Source organism: Mycolicibacterium sp. XJ662, assembly GCF_053484035.1.
The window spans coordinates 138089-160665 of record NZ_JBEFTL010000001.1 but is presented as its reverse complement, the minus strand read 5'-3'; the positions used below and the strand labels follow the sequence as shown (position 1 = coordinate 160665).

At 66.8% G+C, this 22577-nt stretch carries 23 protein-coding genes; 17 read left to right on the top strand and 6 right to left on the bottom strand.

Going from position 1 to position 22577, the window contains the following annotated elements:
* The first annotated feature begins 62 nt into the window (after positions 1-62).
* The 3 genes from ABQE93_RS00870 to ABQE93_RS00860 are packed head-to-tail and all read left to right on the top strand — an operon-like array spanning position 63 to position 2539.
* Positions 63-653: a hypothetical protein gene (locus tag ABQE93_RS00870; RefSeq protein ID WP_448405370.1), complete on the top strand. Its 591-nt coding sequence runs from the start codon at positions 63-65 to the stop codon at positions 651-653.
* A 34-nt stretch (positions 654-687) separates the two neighbouring features.
* Positions 688-1539 (top strand): hypothetical protein, encoded by an 852-nt coding sequence (locus tag ABQE93_RS00865; RefSeq protein ID WP_448405369.1) that lies wholly within the window; start codon positions 688-690, stop codon positions 1537-1539.
* Positions 1540-1567: 28 nt separating this feature from the next.
* Complete coding sequence (locus tag ABQE93_RS00860; protein ID WP_448405368.1) at positions 1568-2539, top strand: DUF2889 domain-containing protein; 972 nt, start codon at positions 1568-1570, stop codon at positions 2537-2539.
* On the opposite strand, the gene ABQE93_RS00855 is transcribed toward ABQE93_RS00860, so the two are convergent.
* Together ABQE93_RS00855 and ABQE93_RS00850 are read right to left on the bottom strand one after the other, a co-directional pair.
* On the bottom strand, positions 2536-3450 hold the full coding sequence (locus tag ABQE93_RS00855) for a crotonase/enoyl-CoA hydratase family protein (RefSeq protein ID WP_448405367.1): 915 nt from the start codon (positions 3448-3450) through the stop codon (positions 2536-2538). The two genes, ABQE93_RS00860 and ABQE93_RS00855, sit on opposite strands and share 4 nt — an antisense overlap.
* A gap of 38 nt (positions 3451-3488) precedes the next feature.
* The gene (locus ABQE93_RS00850) at positions 3489-5495 is read right to left on the bottom strand and encodes a prolyl oligopeptidase family serine peptidase (protein ID WP_448405366.1); all 2007 of its coding nucleotides are present in this window, start codon (positions 5493-5495) and stop codon (positions 3489-3491) included.
* 52 nt (positions 5496-5547) lie between these two features.
* Here ABQE93_RS00850 and adh point away from each other — a divergent pair, with 52 nt between their 5' ends.
* The 11 genes from adh to ABQE93_RS00795 all read left to right on the top strand — a co-directional run bounded on the left by adh (position 5548) and on the right by ABQE93_RS00795 (position 14983).
* Positions 5548-7071, top strand: coding sequence for an aldehyde dehydrogenase (gene adh, locus ABQE93_RS00845; RefSeq protein ID WP_448405365.1), 1524 nt, complete (start codon positions 5548-5550; stop codon positions 7069-7071).
* 92 nt (positions 7072-7163) lie between these two features.
* The gene (locus ABQE93_RS00840; protein WP_448405364.1) at positions 7164-7568 is read left to right on the top strand and encodes a DUF779 domain-containing protein; all 405 of its coding nucleotides are present in this window, start codon (positions 7164-7166) and stop codon (positions 7566-7568) included.
* 27 nt (positions 7569-7595) lie between these two features.
* On the top strand, positions 7596-7874 hold the full coding sequence (locus ABQE93_RS00835) for a putative holin (RefSeq protein ID WP_448405363.1): 279 nt from the start codon (positions 7596-7598) through the stop codon (positions 7872-7874).
* Positions 7867-8313 carry a hypothetical protein gene (locus tag ABQE93_RS00830; protein WP_448405362.1) on the top strand — a complete coding sequence of 149 codons (447 nt, stop codon included), beginning with the start codon at positions 7867-7869 and terminating at the stop codon, positions 8311-8313. Before ABQE93_RS00835 ends, ABQE93_RS00830 begins: the two co-directional genes overlap by 8 nt.
* Positions 8314-8450: 137 nt before the next feature.
* A complete protein-coding gene (locus tag ABQE93_RS00825) occupies positions 8451-9998 on the top strand; it encodes an ABC transporter substrate-binding protein (protein WP_448406477.1) in 1548 nt (515 codons plus the stop codon).
* Positions 9982-11022, top strand: a complete 1041-nt coding sequence (locus ABQE93_RS00820) for an ABC transporter permease (RefSeq protein WP_448405361.1) — start codon at positions 9982-9984, stop codon at positions 11020-11022. Before ABQE93_RS00825 ends, ABQE93_RS00820 begins: the two co-directional genes overlap by 17 nt.
* Positions 11019-11843: an ABC transporter permease gene (locus tag ABQE93_RS00815; RefSeq protein WP_448405360.1), complete on the top strand. Its 825-nt coding sequence runs from the start codon at positions 11019-11021 to the stop codon at positions 11841-11843. The genes ABQE93_RS00820 and ABQE93_RS00815 overlap by 4 nt, the downstream gene beginning before the upstream one ends.
* Positions 11837-12613, top strand: coding sequence for an ATP-binding cassette domain-containing protein (locus tag ABQE93_RS00810; protein WP_448406476.1), 777 nt, complete (start codon positions 11837-11839; stop codon positions 12611-12613). Before ABQE93_RS00815 ends, ABQE93_RS00810 begins: the two co-directional genes overlap by 7 nt.
* Positions 12610-13248 (top strand): ABC transporter ATP-binding protein, encoded by a 639-nt coding sequence (locus ABQE93_RS00805; protein ID WP_448405359.1) that lies wholly within the window; start codon positions 12610-12612, stop codon positions 13246-13248. Before ABQE93_RS00810 ends, ABQE93_RS00805 begins: the two co-directional genes overlap by 4 nt.
* A gap of 74 nt (positions 13249-13322) precedes the next feature.
* Positions 13323-14717: a dihydrolipoyl dehydrogenase gene (lpdA, locus tag ABQE93_RS00800; RefSeq protein WP_448405358.1), complete on the top strand. Its 1395-nt coding sequence runs from the start codon at positions 13323-13325 to the stop codon at positions 14715-14717.
* On the top strand, positions 14714-14983 hold the full coding sequence (locus ABQE93_RS00795; protein ID WP_448405357.1) for a hypothetical protein: 270 nt from the start codon (positions 14714-14716) through the stop codon (positions 14981-14983). Before lpdA ends, ABQE93_RS00795 begins: the two co-directional genes overlap by 4 nt.
* A 59-nt stretch (positions 14984-15042) precedes the next feature.
* Here the strand turns inward: ABQE93_RS00795 and ABQE93_RS00790 are convergent, their stop codons facing one another.
* Together ABQE93_RS00790 and ramB are read right to left on the bottom strand one after the other, a co-directional pair.
* Entirely contained in the window at positions 15043-15594 is a 552-nt protein-coding gene (locus tag ABQE93_RS00790; protein WP_448405356.1) for a carboxymuconolactone decarboxylase family protein, read from the bottom strand.
* Positions 15595-15604: 10 nt separating this feature from the next.
* Positions 15605-17020: an acetate metabolism transcriptional regulator RamB gene (gene ramB / locus ABQE93_RS00785; RefSeq protein WP_448405355.1), complete on the bottom strand. Its 1416-nt coding sequence runs from the start codon at positions 17018-17020 to the stop codon at positions 15605-15607.
* Positions 17021-17121: 101 nt separating this feature from the next.
* Here ramB and ABQE93_RS00780 point away from each other — a divergent pair, with 101 nt between their 5' ends.
* Together ABQE93_RS00780 and aceA are read left to right on the top strand one after the other, a co-directional pair.
* Complete coding sequence (locus ABQE93_RS00780) at positions 17122-17937, top strand: acyl-ACP thioesterase domain-containing protein (protein WP_448405354.1); 816 nt, start codon at positions 17122-17124, stop codon at positions 17935-17937.
* 237 nt (positions 17938-18174) lie between these two features.
* Entirely contained in the window at positions 18175-19461 is a 1287-nt protein-coding gene (aceA, locus tag ABQE93_RS00775; RefSeq protein WP_448406475.1) for an isocitrate lyase, read from the top strand.
* Between the two features lie 57 nt (positions 19462-19518).
* Here the strand turns inward: aceA and ABQE93_RS00770 are convergent, their stop codons facing one another.
* Together ABQE93_RS00770 and ABQE93_RS00765 are read right to left on the bottom strand one after the other, a co-directional pair.
* Complete coding sequence (locus tag ABQE93_RS00770) at positions 19519-20355, bottom strand: polyphosphate kinase 2 family protein (protein ID WP_448405353.1); 837 nt, start codon at positions 20353-20355, stop codon at positions 19519-19521.
* Positions 20352-21068, bottom strand: a complete 717-nt coding sequence (locus ABQE93_RS00765; protein WP_448405352.1) for a TetR/AcrR family transcriptional regulator — start codon at positions 21066-21068, stop codon at positions 20352-20354. Before ABQE93_RS00765 ends, ABQE93_RS00770 begins: the two co-directional genes overlap by 4 nt.
* 102 nt (positions 21069-21170) lie before the next feature.
* Here ABQE93_RS00765 and ABQE93_RS00760 point away from each other — a divergent pair, with 102 nt between their 5' ends.
* Positions 21171-22499: a DUF445 domain-containing protein gene (locus tag ABQE93_RS00760; RefSeq protein WP_448405351.1), complete on the top strand. Its 1329-nt coding sequence runs from the start codon at positions 21171-21173 to the stop codon at positions 22497-22499.
* Positions 22500-22577 lie beyond the last annotated feature (78 nt).

Here is a 22577-nt window from a genome sequence, read left to right as displayed (position 1 = left end):
ACTCCAGAGAATGTTTCGACCGCCGCGGCCGTCGTCTGCCCAATAGGTACGCGCCGAGATAGATGACGGTGAAAGCGACCACCGTGATGATCGCCAGTATCGCGAACGGATTCGTTGATTGCGGGCGCATCTACTGGAGCTGCGCCTGTGTTGCCCCTCTCGCGGGATTTCTTTCGGCTTTTCCTGACTGGAAAGAAGGAATCGCGGTCGCCCTTTTTCTCCTCTGCGTGATGGTTGTGATCGCTTACGTGTACACGCCGCATATAAAGTTCCGCGGCAACGCCGTCGCCAACGCACTGATCTGGCCAGGTGAGCCACTCTGCACGCCGTTGTTCAGTTGCCACGGGTCCCCGCCGGCGCGACCGGTGAGGTCGTCGACGTCGAGATGTCTCAGCACCTGCGAGCGCGGCCAACCGCACGCCGTGGCCCTGCATCGCCGTGATACTGGACCGAAGACACCTGCTGTTAGCTGGGTCGACGCGAATCGGCTTGCTCCTCGCTCAGCGACGGCGCCTGCGCTCAGGGAAAAGTCCGCTGCCATCCGCAGCAGAGCAGTGTCGACGAACATTCGTTTCCTCCTGCAACCTCGCCAGTTTTACCGGCGGGCATTTGCTGATCAGCGCAGAAATTCTCTGCCGGAAGGGCTTGAGTAAGTTCGACTACGGCATCGAGGTAAGGAGGGCACGCGTGCGGCTGGTGACGACCATGGTCTTGTGGCTCGTCACCACGATCCTTCTTGCCGTGGCCGTCCCGGCGATGTGGGCACAGCGCAACGTCGTCAGCGAGGACGGTTATGCCGCGTTGGCCGCCTCAGCGGCCAAAGACCCGCAGTTGCAGAGTGCGATGGCGGCGGAGTTGACCCGACAGATCCTTTCCTTCGCGTCCGACAACGGTTACACGCTCAACCGGGATCTGGTCCGCGGCGGAACCGTCGGCTACACGAGCAGCGCCGGTTTCCCCGGACAGTTCGGCCAGGCCAACCGCATCGCGCACCGCTGGATGTTCACCGACTCGGTTCAGCGTGAGGAAGGCTCCGACCGCTGGCTGATCGATATCGCCCCGATGCTCAACGACCCGTCGATCAAGCAGTTGCTCGGTGACATCGACCTCGACGTGCCCCAGACCCTGACCGTCCCCATCACGGTGCCGGAAACCACGGGACTGCACCCGGGGAAGCTGCGGCCGGTGTCGATGTGGGGCCCGTGGGTCAGCGTCGGCGCCACCATCCTGACCGGCGTGTTCGCGCTGTTGACCCTGGCGGCGTCCCGGTCACGCGGCAAAACATTTGCCGCGCTGGGCGTTTCGGCACTGCTGGTCGGTGCCGCCGGGTGGGCCGGGTTGGAGGTGGCGCGCGGCCACGTCAACGATGCGCTCAATCAAACCACCGGCGACATCCGCCTGATCGCCGACGTGATGGTCGGCCGCGCCGAAGACAGCCTGCATCACTGGTTGAACCTGACGCTGGCCGCCGGCGCCGCGCTGGTCGTGTTCGGGGTGCTGGTGTCGATGCTGGGCGGTTTGCGCCGTCGCGACGGTTAGCTCACCTTTGTATTGATACCGTCGACGCATGCCGTTCGTCTCGGACATCGTCGGCCCGCAGCGGCCCGTGCCAGCGTCGCCGCCGCTGGCCGCCGGGACGCTGCGCCGCACGAGCACCATCGACACCCACCCGACCGATGACGGGGGCTCCGACGTCGACCTGCGCGCCAGCGACGTGGTGGGGTGCGGGGCCGACACGCTCGGCCGGGTCGCGATCCGTGCGCGCCTCGACAACCGGGTCGTCGCCGACATTTCTGCCGTCCCGCACGACGAGCGGCTGAGCCGGCTCGTGGGCCACCGTGTCGGTCCTGGCTTCCGCTCGACGGTGGCTGACCTGCTGCCCGAGGATGTCGAGCGGGCCAGCCTTCTGAATCTGCTGCTCGACGATTGGGTGGGCGCGGCGCTGGTGTCGGGTTATGCACTGCAGCACACAGCGATTGAGCTCGGCGCGGAGCAGACCCTGCCGGCAGGCACCGCGGATCGGATGGCGGGTATCTGCGCGGGTTTCGCGCCGGATGCCTCGCTGGTGTCGTATGCGCGACGCAACGACATCATCCCGACCGCCCGGGGCCCGGTGGCCCCGCCCCTCGACCTTGTGCACGCAGTCGAACCGTTGCGCCCCAACGGGATGCGTCGCTACCGGCGTCTGGATTTGCATCGGACGGATGCCGGATCGGCGGAGTTCGACGCGCATTTCCGTGACTCACATGTCGACAGCGAGGGACTCGAGACGATCGTGCACGAGTACACGGTCACCGGCGTGGTGGACATGTCGACGCGGACCATCACCTCGGTACAGGCCGACGTGCGGGTACTGCCGTGGCAGGAATGCCCCGGCGCGATCGCCAGCGCGGACCGGGTGCAGGGGATGACGCTGACGGAGTTGCGCGACCGCATCCGCCGCGAGTTCGTCGGCACCAGCACATGCACGCACCTCAACGACACGTTGCGTGCGATCGGGGATCTCGACGCGCTCTTCGCGCTGCGCGCGAGCCTCTAGGGTTCGATGACGTGTGACGGGTCTGGCCGCTTCTCCGGTGGTGCCTGGCTGTAGTCGCCCCACGGACCATCGCGCTGTTCGATAGCGGCTCGAACACCCTGCGACGCAGCGGTTTCGACGAACCCGAGCGCATCGGGGGTGTTGCGCATCAGCCCGTCGAGGATGCCGCCGAGCGTCTGGGTGGAGGCCAGACCCATGTTCTCGTAGGCCTGGTTGACGATCAGCTTCTGGGCCTGCAGCTGCGACAGCGGGATCTTGGCGAGCTTGCCCGCGATCTCGCGCACGCGGGCTTCGAGGTTTTCGAACGGTACCGACTCGTTGATGAGTTCGACTGCGGCAGCTTCCTTTCCGGTCAGCGGCTCACCGGTCAGGGAATGCCATTTGACCTTTGACAGGCTCAGTCGGTAGAGCCACATGCCGGTCAGGTAGGCGCCCCACATGCGCGCGTACGGTGTGCCGATAACGGCGTCGTCGCTGGCGATGACGATGTCGGCACACAGCGCGTAGTCGCTGGCGCCGCCGACGCACCAGCCGTGCACCTGGGCGATGACGGGTTTGGACGCGCGCCAGATCGCCATGAACTTCTGGTGCGGGCTGGTTTCGCGGGCGCTGACCATCGCGAAATCCTTGCCGGGGTCCCAGCGACCGTCGGTGTTCATCGCCTCACCCCAGTGCTGGAAGCCGCCGCCGAAGTCGTAGCCGCCGGAGAAGGCGCGGCCAGCACCACGCAACACGATGACCTTGACCGCGGGATCGCGCTCGGCCAGGCCGATGGCGTTCTCGATCTCGTCGGGCATCGGCGGCACGATGGTGTTGAGCTGATCGGGCCGGTTCAGCGTGATGGTGGCAATCGGTGGCTCGGCGGCGTAGAGCAGGGTTTCGAACTGCGGCTGGGGCTGTGACGGCGACATCGTTCAAGTTTGGCAGAGGGGCTGTCGATGTCGACCCGTCAGCTGAGCACCGACCACAGAAACTCATAGATCAACGCCGAACGGAATGCGATCTGAGCGTTGTCGGCTGCGCCGGCGTGCCCGCCCTCGATGTTCTCGTAGTAGTGCACCGGATGGCCGGCCGCCTCCAGCGCCGCCGTCATCTTGCGGGCGTGTCCCGGGTGCACCCGGTCGTCGCGGGTGGACGTGGTGATCAACACCGGGGGATATCGTTGATCGGACGAAATATTCTGATAGGGAGAGTATTTGGAGATGAACGCCCAATCCTCCGGATCGTCGGGATCGCCGTACTCGGCCACCCACGACGCACCGGCCAACAGCAGATGGAACCGGCGCATGTCCAGCAGCGGGACGCTGCACACCAGCGCGCCGAACAACTCGGGGTACTGCGTCAACATCACACCCATCAGCAGCCCACCGTTGCTGCCGCCCTGAGCGCCCAACTGCTCGACAGTGGTAATACCGCGCTCCACCAGATCCCGCGCCACAGCGGCGAAATCCTCGTACACCAGGTGCCTGTTCTCGCGCATCGCCTGGGTGTGCCAACGCGGACCGTACTCCCCGCCACCGCGGATGTTGGCGAGCACATAGGTGCCGCCGCGAGCCAACCACAGCCGACCGAGCACACCGCTGTAGCTCGGTGTGTTGGCGACCTCGAACCCGCCGTATCCGCCGAGCAGTGTCGGCCCCGAGGCCTCGACGTGACGGTGGCCCACAACGAAATACGGGATCGCGGTACCGTCGTCAGACTTCGCGAAGTGCTGGGTGACAACCAGATCTGCGGCGTCGAAGAACGACGGGGCACGCTTGATCTCGGTCAACTCGCCGCCGGCCGATCCGTGCAATAGACGTGACGGGGTGTCGAATCCGCTTGAGTCCAGGAAGATCTCGTCGCCGGTATCGTCTGCGGTGACGATCACCGTGTTGGTGTTGGCGGGCAGGCCCGGAACCGGCTCGGCCTGCCACGTGCCCGGCGTCACCACCTCCACGCGGCTGGCGACGTCGGCCAGCGTCACCATGACCAGCATGTCGCGCGTCCAAGCGTAGTGGTTCAGGCAGGTGTGCTCGTCGGGGGCGAATACGACCGCCAGTTCCGCAGTGCCCGCGAGGAATTCGTCGTAATCTGCTGCCAGCAGCGACCCGGCCGCATACTGGGCCATGCCGGTGTACCAGTCGGTGCGCAGTTCGATCAGCAGCCAGTTGCGGTGCGCCGAAACGGTGGCATCGGTGGGCGCATCGATCCGGATGAGTTCCTCGCCGCGCAGTTCGTAGACCTCGTCGTTGAAGAAGTCGATCGCCCTGCTGATCATGGTGCGCTCGAACCCCGGCGTGCGGTCCACGGCCGCCGCGACGATGACGTCATCCGGGGCTGCGCTGAACACCGTCTCGGCCTCGGTGAGCGGCTGCCCCCGGCGCCAGCGCTTGACCTGGCGCGGATAGCCCGACTCGGTCAGCGAGCCCTCGCCGAAGTCGGTGCCAACGAGGACGGTGTCCTCGTCAGCCCAGGTGATCTGGGTCTTGGCCTCAGGCAGCTCGAAACCGCCGGTAACGAACTGCCGTGTGCGCATGTCGAATTCGCGCACCACCGCGGCGTCGGAGCCGCCGCGCGACAGCTCGACGAGCGCCAGCGTGTAATCGGGCTCGATCACGTCGGCGCCGGCCCACACCCAGTTCTCGTCCTCGGCGGCCGCGATCGCATCGACGTCGATGAGCACCTCCCATTCGGGCTCCTCGCCGCGGTAGCTGGCCAGCGTCGTACGCCGCCACAGCCCACGCGGGTTGGCCGCGTCGCGCCAGAAGTTGTAGAGGTGCTCGCCGCGCCGACGCACATAGGGGATGCGGGCGTCGGTGTCGAGCACCTCCAGCGCCTCCACGCGCATCTGCTCGAAACGTTCGCCACCGAACTCGGCCAGCGTCGGCTCGTTGCGCTTGCGCACCCAGTCCAGCGCGTCGTCGCCGGTGATGTCTTCGAGCCAGAGGTACGGGTCATCGGTCACAAGAGCCATTGTGACCACCCCGCGTAATGTGAGCTGTGTTACACCAATCAAGGAGTTGATGATGACCGTCTACGCACGCCCGGGTGCCGCTGAAGCACTTATGTCGTTCGAGTCGCGCTACGGGAACTTCATCGGTGGCCAGTGGGTGCCGCCCGTTTCCGGGGAGTACTTCGAGAACCCGACGCCGGTCACCGGCCAACCGTTCTGCGAGGTCGCGCGCTCCACCGAGGACGACGTCGACAAGGCCCTCGACGCCGCCCACGGCGCCGCGGTGCAGTGGGGTAAAACGGCGCCCGCCGAACGCGCCAACATCCTCAACAAGATCGCCGACCGGATCGAGGCCAACCTCGAGTCGATCGCGCTGGCCGAGTCGTGGGACAACGGCAAGCCCATCCGCGAGACGCTCAACGCCGACATCCCGCTGGCCATCGACCACTTCCGGTATTTCGCCGGCGCCATCCGCGCCCAGGAGGGTTCACTCAGCCAGATCGACGACGACACCGTCGCCTACCACTTTCACGAACCGCTCGGCGTCGTCGGCCAGATCATCCCGTGGAACTTCCCGATCCTGATGGCCACCTGGAAGCTGGCGCCCGCGCTGGCCGCAGGCAACGCCGTCGTGCTCAAACCCGCCGAGCAAACCCCGGCGTCGATCATGTACCTGATGTCGTTGATCGGCGACCTGCTGCCCGCGGGGGTTGTCAACGTGGTCAACGGATTTGGGTTCGAGGCCGGTAAGCCGCTGGCGTCGAGCAACCGCATCGCCAAGATCGCGTTCACCGGCGAGACCACCACCGGCCGGCTGATCATGCAATACGCATCGCAGAACCTGATCCCGGTGACGTTGGAGCTGGGTGGCAAGAGCCCCAACATCTTCTTCTCGGATGTGATGGCGGCCGCCGACGACTACCAGGACAAGGCGCTCGAAGGCTTCACGATGTTCGCGCTGAACCAGGGCGAGGTGTGCACGTGTCCGTCGCGCAGCCTGGTACAGGCCGACATCTACGACGAATTCCTGGAGTTGGCCGCGATCCGCACGAAGGCCGTGCGGCAGGGCGATCCGCTGGACACCGAGACCATGATCGGCTCGCAGGCCTCCAACGACCAGCTCGAAAAGGTGCTGTCCTACATCGACATCGGCAAGTCCGAGGGCGCCAAAGTGGTCACCGGCGGTGAGCGCGCGCAGCTCGGCGGGGATCTCAACGGCGGCTACTACGTGCAGCCCACCATTTTCGAGGGCACCAACAAGATGCGGATCTTCCAGGAGGAGATCTTCGGCCCCGTCGTGGCCGTCACGTCGTTCCGCGACTACGACGACGCCATCGCGATCGCCAACGACACCCTCTACGGGCTCGGCGCGGGCGTGTGGTCGCGCAACGGCAACACCGCCTACCGCGCCGGCCGCGACATCAAGGCGGGCCGGGTGTGGACCAACTGCTACCACGCCTATCCGGCGCACGCGGCGTTCGGCGGCTACAAGCAGTCGGGCATCGGCCGCGAGAACCACAAGATGATGCTCGATCACTATCAGCAGACCAAGAACCTGCTGGTGTCCTACAGCGACAAGGCGCAGGGCTTTTTCTGATGATGGCCCGCCGAACGTTCCTTACCGCTCGAATTTCCGCCGAGAATTCGAGTGGTAAGGAACGTTCGGCGCAACAAGAGCCGCCCCCGCGGGTGGAAATCACCCCGGCGGCGGCCGAACTGCTCGCCAAACTGCAGGCCAGACACGGCAACCTGATGTTTCACCAGTCCGGCGGATGCTGCGACGGGTCGTCGCCCATGTGTTACCCCGACGGCGAGTTCCTCGTCGGTGACCGCGACGTGCTGCTGGGGATCCTCGACGTCGGAGACGGCGTGCCGGTGTGGATCTCCGGGCCGCAGTTCGAGGCGTGGAAGCACACCCAACTGGTGATCGACGTCGTGGCGGGCCGAGGCGGCGGGTTCAGCATCGAAGCCCCCGAAGGTATGCGGTTCCTGACGCGCGGGCGCGCCTTCACCGACGAAGAGAACACGCTGCTGGCCGAGCAGGCCCCGATCACCGGCGCCGCATACACCGCAGGGCGTGCCTCAGAGGCTTGAGGCCCGTTCGGAGTTAACCTCGAAAGCGTGATACCGCTGCCGCGTCCGTGGCTGCTGACCAGCGCGATGCTGGTCGGGGCGGCGGTCGGCGTAATCACCGGGATCGGCGCGATGCTGCTGGTCAGCGCCAGCATTCGGCCCGATATCGTGATCGCGCTCGTCATCGGCGTGCCCAGCGTGATCGGGATGTTGACGATCCTGCTCTCGGGCCGACGCTGGGTCACCACCGTCGGCGCGTTCATCCTGGCCATCGCGCCCGGCTGGTTCGGGGCGCTGGCGGCGATCCAGGTGGTGCACGGTGCGTGACACGCTGACGGGCGAACCGACCGAGCCGTACACGCCGATGTTCACCGGCGAACTGCCCGCTCAGCCGTCGGAGCCCTTGCCGGTCCCGCCCCCTCCGCTCGTCGTGCCCGGCAGCTACCAATACCTCAAGCGTTGGACGTTCGTCGCGGTGGTGGCGTGCGTGTGGATCGCCGCGGCCGCGGCCGGGTGGGGCCTGTACTACTGGTGGTTTCACTCGATCGACAAGACGGCGCCGGTGTTCGTCGTGCTGGTCTTCGTGGTGATCTGCACGGTCGGCGCCTTGCTGCTGGCAATGGTTCCGGACCGGCCGGCGGTCTCGGCGCTGGCGATCGCGGTGATGTCGGCGCCGTTGGCGGCGACCGCGGGCGCGGCGGTGCTACACGGCCTGAACTTCTGCGAATACGCCAGCCGATGCCTCGTCGGCCTGATCCCGTACTGACGACGGCGGCCTCAATAGCGCCGATGTAGAGTCGCACCCATCTGTTTACCTGTTCACTCGGACAGGAATGGGAGGTGGGCGTCGTCGTGAAATTGGCTCCGTGGCGAGGGCTGGTCGTCGTTGCCACCGCCATCGTGATGACCGTCGCCGGTTGCTCCACGGCCCAGCCCGACGCGCAGTCCGACCAGATCGTGCTGGCCGAAGCGCAGCCGCTGGGCGACTACAACCCTGTTCTCGGCTACGGCGAAGCGGGCGTTTCCCCGATTTACGATGCGCTGTACCGCCCCGAGGCGCCCGATGACGAACACGTGCCGGATCTGGTGCCCGCGCTGGCGTCCGCACCGCCCGAACTGCTGGAGCCGCGACGCTGGCGGGTGCCGCTGCGTACCGACGTCACGTTCTCCGACGGCAGCGATTTCGATTCGGCCGATGTGGTGGCCACCTACACCGCGATCAAGAACCCGGCGGTGGCATCGGAGATCTCCACACACGTCGCCCCGATCGCCGCGATCACCGCGGACGGGCCGCATGCCCTCACCGTCGAGGTCAACACCGACGCCGAGCCGACGCCGTACCTTCTTGTCGGCATCGCCCCGTCGGAAGCGATCGAGAACCGGCCCGCCGGCGACTGGGCGCTGAACACCCAGCCCGTCGGCACCGGGCCCTACCGCCTGGAGAGCCTGCGGCCCGATCAGGCCGTTCTGGTCGTCCGCGATGACTACTGGGGGCAGACACCGCAGGTCAAGCGCCTGGTCTACACCCACAACCCCGACGACAACATCCGCGCTCAGCGCATCGTGGCCGGCGAGGTCGACGGGGTCAACCTGCCACCACGGCTCATCGATTCGATCAACGCCGACAACGTCGCGACCGTGGCGGCCAAATCCGCGGACTGGCGCGCGGTCGCGCTGCCCGCGGGCAACGCGTTCACCTCCGATCCGCAGGCGCGGCTGGCTCTTAACATCGGCGTCGACCGCGACGCGATGATCCGTCACGTGCTCGCCGGCCACGGCCGCCCCTCGTACACCCCCGTCGCCGACGTGTACGGCGACGCGTTCAACCCGGAGGCGACGTTCACCTTCGATCTGGAGCGCGCCAAGCAGATCCTGCAGGATGCCGGCTGGTCGCCCGGCGCCGACGGCATCCGCGAAAAGGACGGCGAGAGAGCATCGTTCGCGCTGCTGTACAACGCGCAGGACTCGCTGCGCCAGGATCTCGCGGTGGCGTTCGCGGCTGCGGTCCGACCGCTCGGCGTCGACGTGCGTCCACGCGGCACCAGCTGGGACGAGATCGACACCCGGTTCGGCGATTCCGCGGTCGTTCTCGGCGGCGGGTCGACCCCGTACAGCATCGACTCCCAGGTCTACGACACCCTGCACACGCGGGTGCCCGGCTCGTCGCCGTATTCGAACCCGGGCAACTTCACCGCGCCCGGACTCGACGAGCTGCTCGAGCAGGCACGCGAATCAGCCTCGGGGCCAACCAAAGACACGCTCTACCGCGATGTCCAGGCCAGGTATGTGGCGGAGCCGTCCTACGTTTTCCTGACCTTCCTCGACCACACCTACGCGTATCGCGAACTCGGCTGGACCCAGACCCCACCGATCCTCGAGCCGCATTCGCACGGTGTGGCGTGGGGGCCGTGGTGGGACATAGCGGCGTGGACACGTGACAGCGACAGCTGAGCGCGTCGTCGTCGAGGGGCCGGTCGAGCCCCGCGTCGACCGGCGCCGTCGGCTGCGGGCTGCCGCCCGGTTGTTGGCGGTGCGCAGCGCGATCGCCGTGCCGGTGACCGCGGCCGTGTCGGTGGCGATGTTCTGGGTCGCCTCGCTGTCGCCGTTCGACCCGTTGGCGGCGTACCTGGGTAACAACTATCAATTCGCCACGCAGTCGCAGCGTGAGGCGTTCCGCGAGGCCTACCAGACCGACCTGCCGTGGTGGCAGGCGTGGTGGGACTGGGTCAGCGGCCTGGCCCACGGTGACCTCGGCTGGTCGTCGACCCAATCACAGCCCGTCACAACGGTGTTGGCCGAGCGGGCGCCGTTCACGTTGGGGCTGTCGGGTGCGGCGTTGGTGGCTGCGGCCGTCATCGCGATCATGCTGGGCTGCATCGAGGGTATGCGCCGCGGCGGCCTGATCGACAAGGCGTGCAACGTGTTCGCGGTGACGATGGCCGCGGTGCCGCCGTTCGTCGTCTCGCTGGTGCTGGTGGCCGTCGCAGCTGTCGGGCTGCGCTGGTTTCCGACGTCGGGCGCCAGCGCGCCCGGTGCCGGCTACACCGTATCCGGCGTGCTCAATCACGCTGTGCTGCCGCTGATCGCGCTGACGGTCTCGCAGATCCCGTGGCTGCTGTTGACCATGCGCACCGCCGTCGTCGACGCGTGCACTTCCGACGCGGTGCGCGGCGCCCGCGGCCGCGGCGTCGACGGCTGGGCGCTGCTGCGCGGCCACATCGCGCCGGTGTCGGTGCTGCCGACGCTGGCGCTGCTGGGCACCCGGCTACCCGAACTGATCGCAGGCGCCGCGGTCGTCGAAACCGTGTTCGGCTGGCCGGGGATGGCGGCGGTGCTGGTGGACTCCGCTGCGGCGCTGGACTTTCCGCTGCTTGCGACGTTGACCGTGGGAGCCGCGCTCGCGGTGTTGCTCGGCTCGGCGCTGTCGGATGCGGCGGCTGTAGCCGTCGACCCGAGGATCGAGATGACGGCATGACCATCGTGGCGAAACCGCAGCGCCGGCTGCAGTGGCCGTGGCTGGTGCTGGCCGTCATCGCCGCGGCCGCCGCGATCATTCCCGTCATCGCGGGTGACCAGGTCGCCGACTTCTCCGCCGCGCTGCGTCCGCCCGGTGCGGCGCACCTGCTCGGCACCGATCACTCCGGATACGACCTCCTGGTCAGATGCGCGCAGGCCCTGCAGATCTCGCTCGTGGTCGCCGCAGTGTGCGCGGTCGCGGCCACCGTGCTCGGGGTGGTGATCGGTGTCGGCTCGGCGCTGATCGGCGGCTGGGTGGATGCGCTGGTGATGCGGATTGTCGACGGCTTCAACGCATTACCGCACCTGGTGCTCGGCATCGTCATCGCGGCGATGTGGCGGGGCGCGCCGTTGGCGATCATCGCCTCGATCGCGCTGACCCACTGGCCCGCGGTCGCGCGTGTGGTGCGCGCCGAACTGCTGTCGGTCTCGGAGTCCGGTTGGATCCAGGCCTCACGGTTGGCCGGCGCGTCACGATGGTTCGTCGCGCGCCGCCACCTGCTGCCCGCGGTCAGCGGGCAGGCGCTGGTGGCGATGGTCATGTTGTTGCCGCACGCGGTCTGGCACGAGTCGACGCTGTCGTTTCTGGGTGTCGGGTTCTCCCCGGACCAGGCCAGTCTCGGCACCTTGCTGGGGCAGGCGCGCGGCGACGTGTTGCTCGGCGCCTGGTGGACGCTGGCCGTTCCCGCGGTGGCGCTGATCGCTACGGCGCTGGCGTTCTCGTCGGCCGGTGCGCTGATGCAACGCCGAACCCAACCGCCAGGAGGGCAGGTCTGGTGACCCCGCATTCCATCGCGCAACTGTGCGGCCTGACCGTCGACATCGCCACCCGCCACGGCAATACGTCACCGCAGGTGCGCGTCCTGGACGCGGTGAACCTCAGCGTGCGCGCCGGAAAGGTGACCGCGCTGATCGGCGAATCCGGATGCGGAAAGTCGTTGGCTGCATTGGCGTTGTGCGGTCTGCTGCCGCCGGGGTCGCAAACGCGCGGCGACGTCGTGATCGACGGCGTCAGCCTCGCCGGCGCCGACGAGCGGCGCTGGTGTCAACTACGCGGCGCGCACATCGGTTTCGTTCCTCAGTCCGCGGCGACGTCGTTCACCGCGGTGCGCACCGTCGGGTCACAACTCACCGAGGTCTGCCGACGCCTCGACGCGGACCGCGGCGTCGATGAGCTGCTCGCCGCGGTGCGCCTGCCCGCGGCGGTGGCGGACCGGTATCCGCACGAGCTGTCGGGCGGCATGGCGCAGCGGGCGGCGATCGCCGCGGCCATCGCCGCGCGCCCGAAAGTCGTACTCGCCGACGAACCCACATCGGCTCTGGACCCCGACAACGCGGACATGGTGTGGCAGCTGCTGGGCGAGGCGGCCGCGGCAGGCGCCGGCGTGCTGGTCATCACCCACGAACTGCCGGGGCTGCTGCGCTCCGGGGTGTGCGACGACATCGCGCTGATGCGCAACGGCACTGTCGTGCAGCAGGATACGGCCCACGCGGTGACGGACAGCGCCGACGACTACGTGCAGCGGTTCTTCGCGGGAGCGATCCGGTGACCACGAACGTTCTGGCGGCCCGGCACGTGACCGTGTCCTTCGACGGGCACCCGGTGCTCGACGACGTCGACCTCACCGTGCGCACTCGCGAGGTCGTCGGCGTGACGGGGCCGTCGGGCAGCGGTAAGACGACGCTGCTGCGGGTGCTCGCGGGCCTGCTGGCGCCCGGTTCCGGTGAGGTCACCTACGACGGGGCGCCGGTCGCGACGCCGGGATCGATCGCCCTGGTGGCTCAGCATCCGCGCCTGGTCTGCAACCCGCGCTGGACGCTGCGTGCGCTCATCGCCGAGCCCGCGGTGATCCGCCGCGAGCCGGTGGTGATCGACGAAGTGGCGCGCCGGGTCGGGCTGGCCGAACCGCTGCTGGACCGCTACCCCGGGCAGGTCAGCGACGGACAGCTGCAGCGCGCCTGCATCGCGCGGGTCCTGGTGCAGCGGCCGGTGTTCGTGCTGTGCGACGAGCCGACCGCGATGCTCGACCCGATCGCTACTGCCGACGTAGTGGAGATGCTGCGGGAGATCAGCACGTATGCCGGCATCGCGCTGGTAAGCCACGACGAGGCATTGGTGGATACGTTGAGCCACAGCGTGTTCACGTTGGCCGACGACGCCATCGGTCTGCCCGGCTACCTCTAGCAGATCCAGCGCGTTCCAGGTCGGATCGTCCACAATCGGACGGGCGGGTACAGCCGCCTACTAGGGTGAGAAACGTGACCCACTATGACGTCGTCGTTCTCGGAGCCGGCCCCGGCGGATACGTCGCGGCCATTCGCGCCGCCCAACTCGGGCTGAACACCGCAGTCGTCGAACCCAAGTACTGGGGCGGGGTATGCCTCAACGTCGGCTGCATCCCGTCGAAGTCGCTGCTGCGCAATGCGGAGCTGGCCCACATCATCACCAAGGACGCCAAGCTGTTCGGCATCAGCGGTGAGCCCACCATGGACTACGGGGTGGCCTTTGACCGCAGCCGCAAGGTCGCCGACGGCCGGGTGTCCGGCGTGCACTTCCTGATGAAGAAGAACAAGATCACCGAGATCCACGGGTACGGGAAGTTCAAGGACGCCAACACCCTCGAGGTCGACCTGAACGAAGGTGACACCGAGACGGTCACCTTCGACAACGCGATCATCGCCACCGGCAGCAGCACCCGGCTGGTGCCGGGCACGTCGCTGTCGGACAACGTCGTGACCTACGAGAAGCTGATCACGACGCGCGAGCTGCCGTCGTCGATCGTCATCGCCGGCGCCGGCGCGATCGGCATGGAGTTCGGCTACCTCCTGCGCAACTTCGGCGTGGACGTGACGATCGTGGAGTTCATGCCGCGCGCGCTGCCCAACGAGGACGCCGAGGTGTCCAAGGAGATCGAGAAGCAGTTCAAGAAGCTCGGCGCGAAGGTCCTCACCGGCACCAAGGTGGAGTCCATCAGCGACGAGGGTTCGACGGTGACGGTGCAGGTCAGCAAGGACGGTAAGTCCGAGGAGCTCAAGGCCGACAAAGTGCTGCAGGCCATCGGCTTCGCACCCAACGTCGAGGGCTACGGCCTCGACGCCGCGGGCGTCAACGTCACCGAACGCAAGGCGATCGGCATCGACGACTACATGCGCACCAACGTGCCGCACATCTACGCGATCGGTGACGTCACCGGGCTGCTCCAGCTCGCCCACGTCGCCGAGGCACAGGGTGTGGTGGCGGCCGAAACCATCGCGGGCGCAGAGACTTTGGCGCTCGGCGACTACCGGATGATGCCAAGGGCGACGTTCTGCCAGCCGCAGGTCGCCAGCTTCGGGCTCACCGAGGAGCAGGCCCGCGACGAGGGCTATGACGTCAAGGTCGCCAAGTTCCCGCTCACCGCCAACGCCAAGGCGCACGGCCTCGGCGATCCCAGCGGCTTCGCCAAGATCATCGCCGACGCCAAGTACGGTGAACTGCTCGGCGGGCACCTGGTCGGACACGACGTCTCTGAGCTGCTGCCCGAGCTGACCCTGGCGCAGAAGTGGGACCTGACCGTCAACGAGCTGGCCCGCAACGTGCACACTCACCCGACGCTGTCCGAGGCGCTGCAGGAGTGCTTCCACGGTCTCGCCGGCCACATGATCAACTTTTGAGGGCCATCTGGGTCGCCGGCATCGGCGGACTGGTGGTCGGCCACATGCTGTGGCTGGCCGGCATCTCCCTTGCCACCGCCTCCAGCACGGTCAGCACCTGGGTGTTGGTGGTGGCCGCGGCGTCGTTCGTCCTGGGCGCCGTCTGCGGCGTGCTGGGCCGGCGGTCCTACCAAGCCAAGGCCGAGGTGCGCGCGGCGTTCCTGTGCGCCCTGCCGGTATCGCCGGTGCTGCTGTCGGTGGTGGTGCTCGGCGTCACCTACCTCTAGTCCGGGGGCGGTTTCGGCGCGCTCGAGGCCCGTAGCGGGGCGTTAGCGCGCCGAAATCCCTAGTTCGGGAAGTCCAGCGGCACGTTGAGCGTGGTGATCGTGGCGGCCAACCCGTCGTACTGCGCGGCGAGCATGCAGAACTCGATCAGCTGCGGTTTGGTGAGGTGGCGGGACAACGTCGACCAGGTTTGCGCCGACACCCCGCGGGTGACGACGAACTCGTCGGTGGCGGTGATGAGCGCGCGCTGACGGTCGGTCAGCCCGTCGGCGTCCGGGCCCTCGAAGATCTTGGCCTGCAGCTCCGGACCGAGGCCGCGGGTGCGGGCCAGCCTGCGGTGCTGCTGCAGCTCGTACTCGCAGTTGCGCAGGTGGCCGACGCGCAGGATCACGGTTTCGGCGTCTTTCACCGGAAGCTTGGAAAACATCCCGAGCAGCATCCCGCTGTAAGGCAGCCACGCCAGGAACAGAAGCCGGTGCTGGCCAAGGACATTGAACAGGCTGAACCGCGGTGCCCGGATCGCACGTGCGCCGAGCTTGGCGATGGCCCAATTGAGCGGGCCGAGTTCCTTGAAGCCGCCGGGCGCGATACGCGCGGGTTCGATTGCGCTCACCGAATCGAGTCTAGGGCTGCTTGACCAGATAGGGCGACACGGTGCTGCGGTGCTCGTCGAGGTCCAGCGCGCGGCCCAGCGCGGGGAACGCGCGCTGTGGGCAGTTGTCCCGCTCACAGACCCGGCAGCCGGCGCCGATCGGCGTCGCGTTGTCCCCGGCCAAATTCAGCCCTTCCGAGTAGACCAGCCGGTGCGCGTGCCGTAGCTCGCAGCCCAGCCCGATCGCGAACGTCTTGCCGGGCTGGCCGTAACGGCGCGCGCGGCGCTCGACGGTCCGCGCCACCCACAGGTAGTTGCGTCCGTCGGGCATCTGCGCGATCTGCACGATGATCTTGCCCGGATAGGCGAACGTCTCGTAGACGTTCCACAGCGGGCAGGTGCCGCCGCTGGACGAGAAGTGAAACCCGGTGGCGGACTGGCGCTTCGACATGTTTCCGGCGCGGTCCACCCGCACAAACGACAACGGCACCCCGCGCATCGACGGCCGCTGCAGCGTCGAGAGCCGGTGCGCAATGGTCTCGTAGGAGACCGAGTAGTACGCCGACAGCCGTTCCACGTCGTAGCGGAACTTCTCGGCGACCTCGTGAAAGTTTCGGTACGGCAACACGGTTGCGGCCGCGAAGTAGTTGGCCAGACCGAGCCGGGCCAGGATCGTGGACTCCTCGCTGGTGAACTTGCCGTCGTCGACCAGCTTGTCGATCAGGTCCCCGAACTCCAGGTAGGCCAGTTCGGTGGCCATCTTGAACACCGTCTGACCGGATGAGAGGTGGTTGCTGATCTGCAGCGCTCTGGTGGTCGGATCGAAGCGGTGTAGCACCGTGTCGCCGAGATCGCTTCGCCGCACGATGTGCACACCGTGCACCATGGTGAGCCGATCGGACAACTGCCGGCCCAGCTCGGACCGGTGCATACCCATCCGGACGGTGAAATCCTCTGCGGCGGTGTCTAATTCATGTATGTAATTCTGTCGCTCGTAGAAGTAGTCGCGCACTTCCTCGTGCGGCATGGTGATCGACCCTCGACCGCTGCCGTCGGAGTAGCGGTCCTCGGTCGCGGCGGCCAACTGGGTGGTGGTCAACCGGTAGCGCCGGTGCAGGTTCACCATCGCGCGGGCCAGGGCCGGATGCGCATTGACCATGTCGGCCACCTCCGTGAGATCGACGTCGACGTCGACGTCGCGGTCGATGGTGACCTCGCGCAGTTCGGCAACCAACCGGGTGTCGTCCTCGGAGGCGAAGAACGTCGCATCCACCCCGAACACCTCGGTGATGCGCCGCAGCACCGCCACCGTCAGTGGCCGCACGTCGTGCTCGATCTGGTTGAGGTAGCTGGGTGAGATCTTGAGCATCTCCGCGAGCGCGGCCTGGCTGAACCCGCGTTCGTTGCGAAGTTGACGGACCCGCGAACCGACGAACGTTTTCGCCACGTCACCACCTTAACCTCGTTGTGAAGTCGGTCTTCGCATTGTTGGCATCTTCGCCGCTGTGGGAGGATTTAGCGGGGTCGGAATCAGGGGAGAACTCGAGCATGGCGGCTGACGCAGACAAGACCGGGTTGGCGAAGGTGATGATGCCGGTGCCCGACCCGCACCCCGACGTCTTCGACAAGCAGTGGCCGCTGCGGGTCGGCGACGTCGACCGGTACGGCCGGCTGCGCTTCGACGCCGCGACCCGCCATATCCAGGACATTGGCTCAGACCAACTGCGCGAGCTCGGCTACGAAGCCACGCACCCGCTCTGGATCGTCCGTCGCACGATGATCGACCTGATCAGACCCATCGAGTTCCAGGACATGCTGCGGCTGCGGCGCTGGTGTTCGGGCACGTCGAACCGGTGGTGTGAGATGCGGGTCCGCATCGACGGGCGCAAGGGCGGGCTGATGGAATCCGAGGCGTTCTGGATCAACATCAACCGGGAGACCCAGGGGCCGGCGCGCATCTCCGATGACTTCATCGAGGGCCTGCAGCGCACCACCGACGTCGACCGGTTGCGTTGGAAGCCCTACCTGAAGGCGGGCGGCCGCGAGGATGCCGTGCAGATCCGCGAGTATCCGGTGCGCGTGGCCGACATCGACATCTTCGACCACATGAACAACTCCGTGTACTGGACGGTCATCGAGGACCATCTGTTCTCCACGCCCGAACTGCAGGGCAAGCCGATCCGGGTGACGATCGAACACGACGCCGCGGTCGCGCTGGGCGACAAGCTGGAGATCATCTCGCACGTACACCCGCCCGGATCGACCGAGCAGTTCGGTCCGGGGCTGACCGACCGCACTGTTACAACGCTCACATACGCGGTCGGCGACGAGACCAAAGCCGTCGCCGCCATCTTCGAACTCTGAACCCGAGCGTTTAACAGTACGCCCGTACTGACCTGCGGAAATCGGTTACCAGCCGGTAACTACTGAACCGGTTCAGTGTCGCATGCGATTTGCAAACTTCGCAATTTCGCGCGGGTTGTTAACGGAACTTGACAATGGAATCGACTGGACCTGCGGTTATTACGTAGGGCATGCTCGAATCATTGCGGCCGTAAGGTCGCTCAATAGTTAACAACTCTCACACATATGGAGGGGACCATGTCAACGGTCGGTAAGCCGAGGACTCCGGAAGAGATCCAGAAAGACTGGGACAGCAACCCGCGGTGGAAGAACGTCACCCGCGAGTACTCCGCCGCCGACGTCGTAGCGCTGCAGGGCTCCGTCGTGGAGGAGCACACCCTGGCTCGCCGCGGCGCCGAGGTGCTGTGGAACCAGCTGCACGATATGGAGTTCGTCAACGCCCTTGGCGCCCTGACCGGCAACATGGCCGTGCAGCAGGTGCGTGCCGGCCTGAAGGCCATCTACCTGTCGGGCTGGCAGGTTGCCGGTGACGCGAACCTCTCGGGCCACACCTACCCCGACCAGAGCCTGTACCCGGCCAACTCGGTGCCGCAGGTGGTGCGCCGCATCAACAACGCGCTGCTGCGCGCCGACGAGATCGCCAAGGTCGAGGGCGATACGTCCGTCGAGAACTGGCTGGCTCCGATCGTCGCCGACGGCGAGGCCGGCTTCGGTGGCGCGCTCAACGTCTACGAGCTGCAGAAGGCGATGATCGCCGCCGGTGTCGCCGGTTCGCACTGGGAGGACCAGCTGGCCTCGGAGAAGAAGTGCGGCCATCTGGGCGGCAAGGTGCTTATCCCGACCCAGCAGCACATCCGCACGCTGACGTCGGCGCGGCTGGCAGCCGACGTCGCCGATGTGCCGACGGTCGTCATCGCGCGCACCGATGCCGAGGCCGCCACCCTGATCACGTCCGACGTCGACGAGCGCGACCGGCCGTTCATCACCGGTGAGCGCACCGCCGAGGGCTTCTACCGGATCACCAATGGCCTGGAGCCGTGCATCGCGCGGGCCAAGGCCTACGCGCCGTACGCCGACCTGATCTGGATGGAGACCGGCACCCCGGATCTGGACCTGGCCCGCAAGTTCGCCGAGGGCGTCAAGGCCGAGTTCCCCGACCAGATGCTGGCCTACAACTGCTCGCCGTCGTTCAACTGGCGCAAGCACCTCGACGACGCGACGATCGCCCGGTTCCAAAAGGAACTCGGCGCAATGGGATTCAAGTTCCAGTTCATCACGCTGGCCGGCTTCCACGCGCTGAACTACTCGATGTTCGATCTGGCCTACGGCTACGCCCGCAACCAGATGAGCGCCTACGTCGAGCTGCAGGAGCGCGAGTTCGCCGCCGAGGAGCGGGGTTACACCGCGACCAAGCACCAGCGTGAGGTCGGCGCCGGCTACTTCGACCGGATCGCCACCACGGTGGACCCGAACAGCTCGACCACCGCGCTGAAGGGCTCCACCGAAGAGGGCCAGTTCCACTAATTTCTGCCGCCGAGCGCACGGTTGTTGATACGCATCAACAACCGTGCGCTTGGTGCGTTAAGAGTCCCGCAGCCGGCGCTTCTCGGCCTCGATGTCGAAATCAGCAGGCGGCCAGGACAAGTCGAGTCCTTCGAGCGCCTCGATCAGCAGCTCGGTGACGGCCAGCCGGCTGTACCAGCGGCGGTCGCACGGCAGCACATGCCAGGGTGCGTAGTCGGTCGACGTGCGGTCCAGCATCACCTGATAGGCCTCCTGGTACGCCGGCCATTTGAGGCGTTCGTCGATGTCGCCGGGGTTGTACTTCCAGTATTTCGTCGGGTCTTCGAGCCGTTCGAGCAGTTGCTCCTTCTGCTCGTCGAGCGAGATGAACATCGCGACCTTGATCAGAGTCGTTCCGGCATCGACGAGTTCACGCTCGAACGCGTTGATTTCGTCGTAGCGCTTCTCCCACACCTCCGGCGGCACCAGGTTGTGCACGCGGACGATCAGCACGTCCTCGTAGTGGGACCGGTCGAAGACCCCGATGTGTCCCGGCGGCGGCAACGCCCGCCGAATCCGCCACAGGTAGTGGTGAGCGAGCTCCTCCTCGGTCGGCTTGCCGAAGGCGGTGTAGCGCACGCCCATCGGGTTGACCGCTCCCACAACGTGTTTGACGATGCCGCCCTTGCCCGCGGCGTCCATACCCTGCAACACCAGCAGCACCGAACGCCGATCGTCGTCGGCCTTCCAGTTGGCGTAGAGCAGCTCTTGGAGGTCGGCCAGCCGCTCGCTGAGCGACGCCTGCACCGGCGCGGCATCCGACTTGGACCCGGCAAAGCCCGGGGTGGCGTTGGTGTCGAAGTCGGCGACCGTGACGCCGGGGCGGAACCGCAGAAGTGCCGGGATCTCGCTCATTTGTCGTGCGGCTGCGACGGCGGCGTAGGCAGCACGGGGGACGGGTGCGGCTGCTCGCGGAACCGCTGCAACGACCCGCCGACCTCGACGATGCCGCACAGCGCGTTCCACGACAGCATCGTCAGGTAGTCGATCAGCTCGTCGGCGCTCATCCGCCGGTCGCTCATCCACGAGTGCGTGGCCAACTGCACGCCGCCGACGGTGTGATAGGCCCACGGCTCGACGCCGCCGACGTCCATCCCGAACGCCAGCATGCGGCGCCGCAACATCACCGCCAGCATCCGGGCGATGATCTGTTCGGACGCCGCGACCGCCTTGCTCTTGCTCGCGGAGTTGTTGGCCATGACGAACTGGTAGGGCTCGGGCTCGGCGGCCACCGTCTCGACGTAGACGCGGATGATCTCGCGGGTCAACTCGAAGCCGTCGAGCTCCGACGACAACGCCGCCGCCATGTTCGGGATCAGCGTGGTCTGCGCGAACCGCATCATCACCGCGGTGGTCAGATCGTTCTTGTCGACGAAATAGCGGTACAGCACCGTTTTGGAGACACCGATCTCGGCCGCGATCTCGTCCATGCTGACGTTGCTTCCGCGCCGCCGGATGGCCTCCAGGGTGCCGTCGACCAGCTCGTTTCGGCGCTCCACCTTGTGTCGATGCCAACGCCGCTTACGCCCGTCCGTCTTGACCGCAAGGGCTTCGCTCTGCTGTGTCACTTTCTCCTGGATCCGTTCCCTAGTTGCCCTCGATAGTACGGCTGATCTTGGAGCCGGGCGCTGCGATGGGTCGCCGCGGCTGTCATAGCGGATGATGGTGGGGTGGCACACAGACCCGACACCGGCCGACGCGCCGTGACGCGGGATCGCCCCAGTTTCGCCGAGTCGCTCGCGGGTGCCGACAGCGTCGCCGACGCCGAGCGGCGCCGCAGCCTGCGTCGGATGAAGGTCGTCGCGCTGTCGTTCCTCATCGGCGCCACCGTGATTTTTCTCATCTGCACCTGGGCGCAGTCACGCGGCGCACCCGGCTGGGTCGGCTACGTCCGCGCCGGCGCGGAGGCCGGCATGATCGGCGCGTTGGCGGACTGGTTCGCGGTCACCGCGCTGTTCAAGCACCCACTGGGCATCCCGATCCCGCACACCGCCATTGTCAAACGCAAGAAGGACCAGCTCGGCGAGGGACTGGGCAACTTCGTCCGGGAGAATTTCATGTCGCCGGACGTCGTGGCGACCAAACTGCGCGACGCCGAGATCGCCGGGCGGCTGGGCAAGTGGATGTGTGAACCGGCCAACGCCGAGCGTGTCGCCGCCGAAACCTCCAGGGTGCTAAGGGCTTTGGTAGAAATGCTGCGCGACGACGACGTCCAGCAGGTGCTCGACCGGATGATCGTCAAACGCATCGCCGAACCGCAGTGGGGTCCTCCGATCGGTCGGGTGCTGGCCACGCTGCTCGCCGAGCACCGTCAGGAGGCGCTGCTGCAGCTGCTCGCCGACCGGGCCTTCCAGTGGTCGCTGAACGCCGGCGAGATCATCGAGCGCGTCGTCGAACGCGATTCGCCGACCTGGTCGCCGCGGTGGATCGACCATCTTGTCGGCGACCGCATCCACCGCGAGCTGATGGACTTCACCGACAAGGTGCGCCGCGACCCCGACCACGAGTTGCGCCGCTCGGCCACCCGGTTCTTGTTCGAGTTCGCCGACGACCTGCAGCACGACGCGACGACGATTCAGCGCGCCGAGAACGTCAAGGAACAGCTCATGGCGCGCGACGAGGTCGCCAGGGCCGCCGAGACCGCCTGGGCCGCGGCCAAGCGGATCATCCTCGAGTCGGTCGACGACCCGTCCTCGGCGCTGCGTGAACGCATCGCGGAGTCGGTGGTGCATATCGGGGAGAGCCTGCGCGACGATGCCGAACTGCGTGACAAGGTCGACGGCTGGATCATCCGCGCCGCGTCGCACCTGGTCGGCGAGTACGGGGTGGAGATCACCGCGATCATCACCGAGACGGTCGAGCGTTGGGACGCCGACGAGGCCAGCAAGCGCATCGAATTACACGTCGGTCGCGACCTGCAATTCATCCGGATCAATGGCACCGTGGTGGGTGCAATGGCGGGCCTGGTGATCTATTCCGTAGCCCAGCTATTCTTCTGACCTGCGCTAACTGCTGCTTGCAAAAGTTAGCACTCCGTCGTACGGTAGTGGTGTCGCAATTCGGATACCCAACGCACG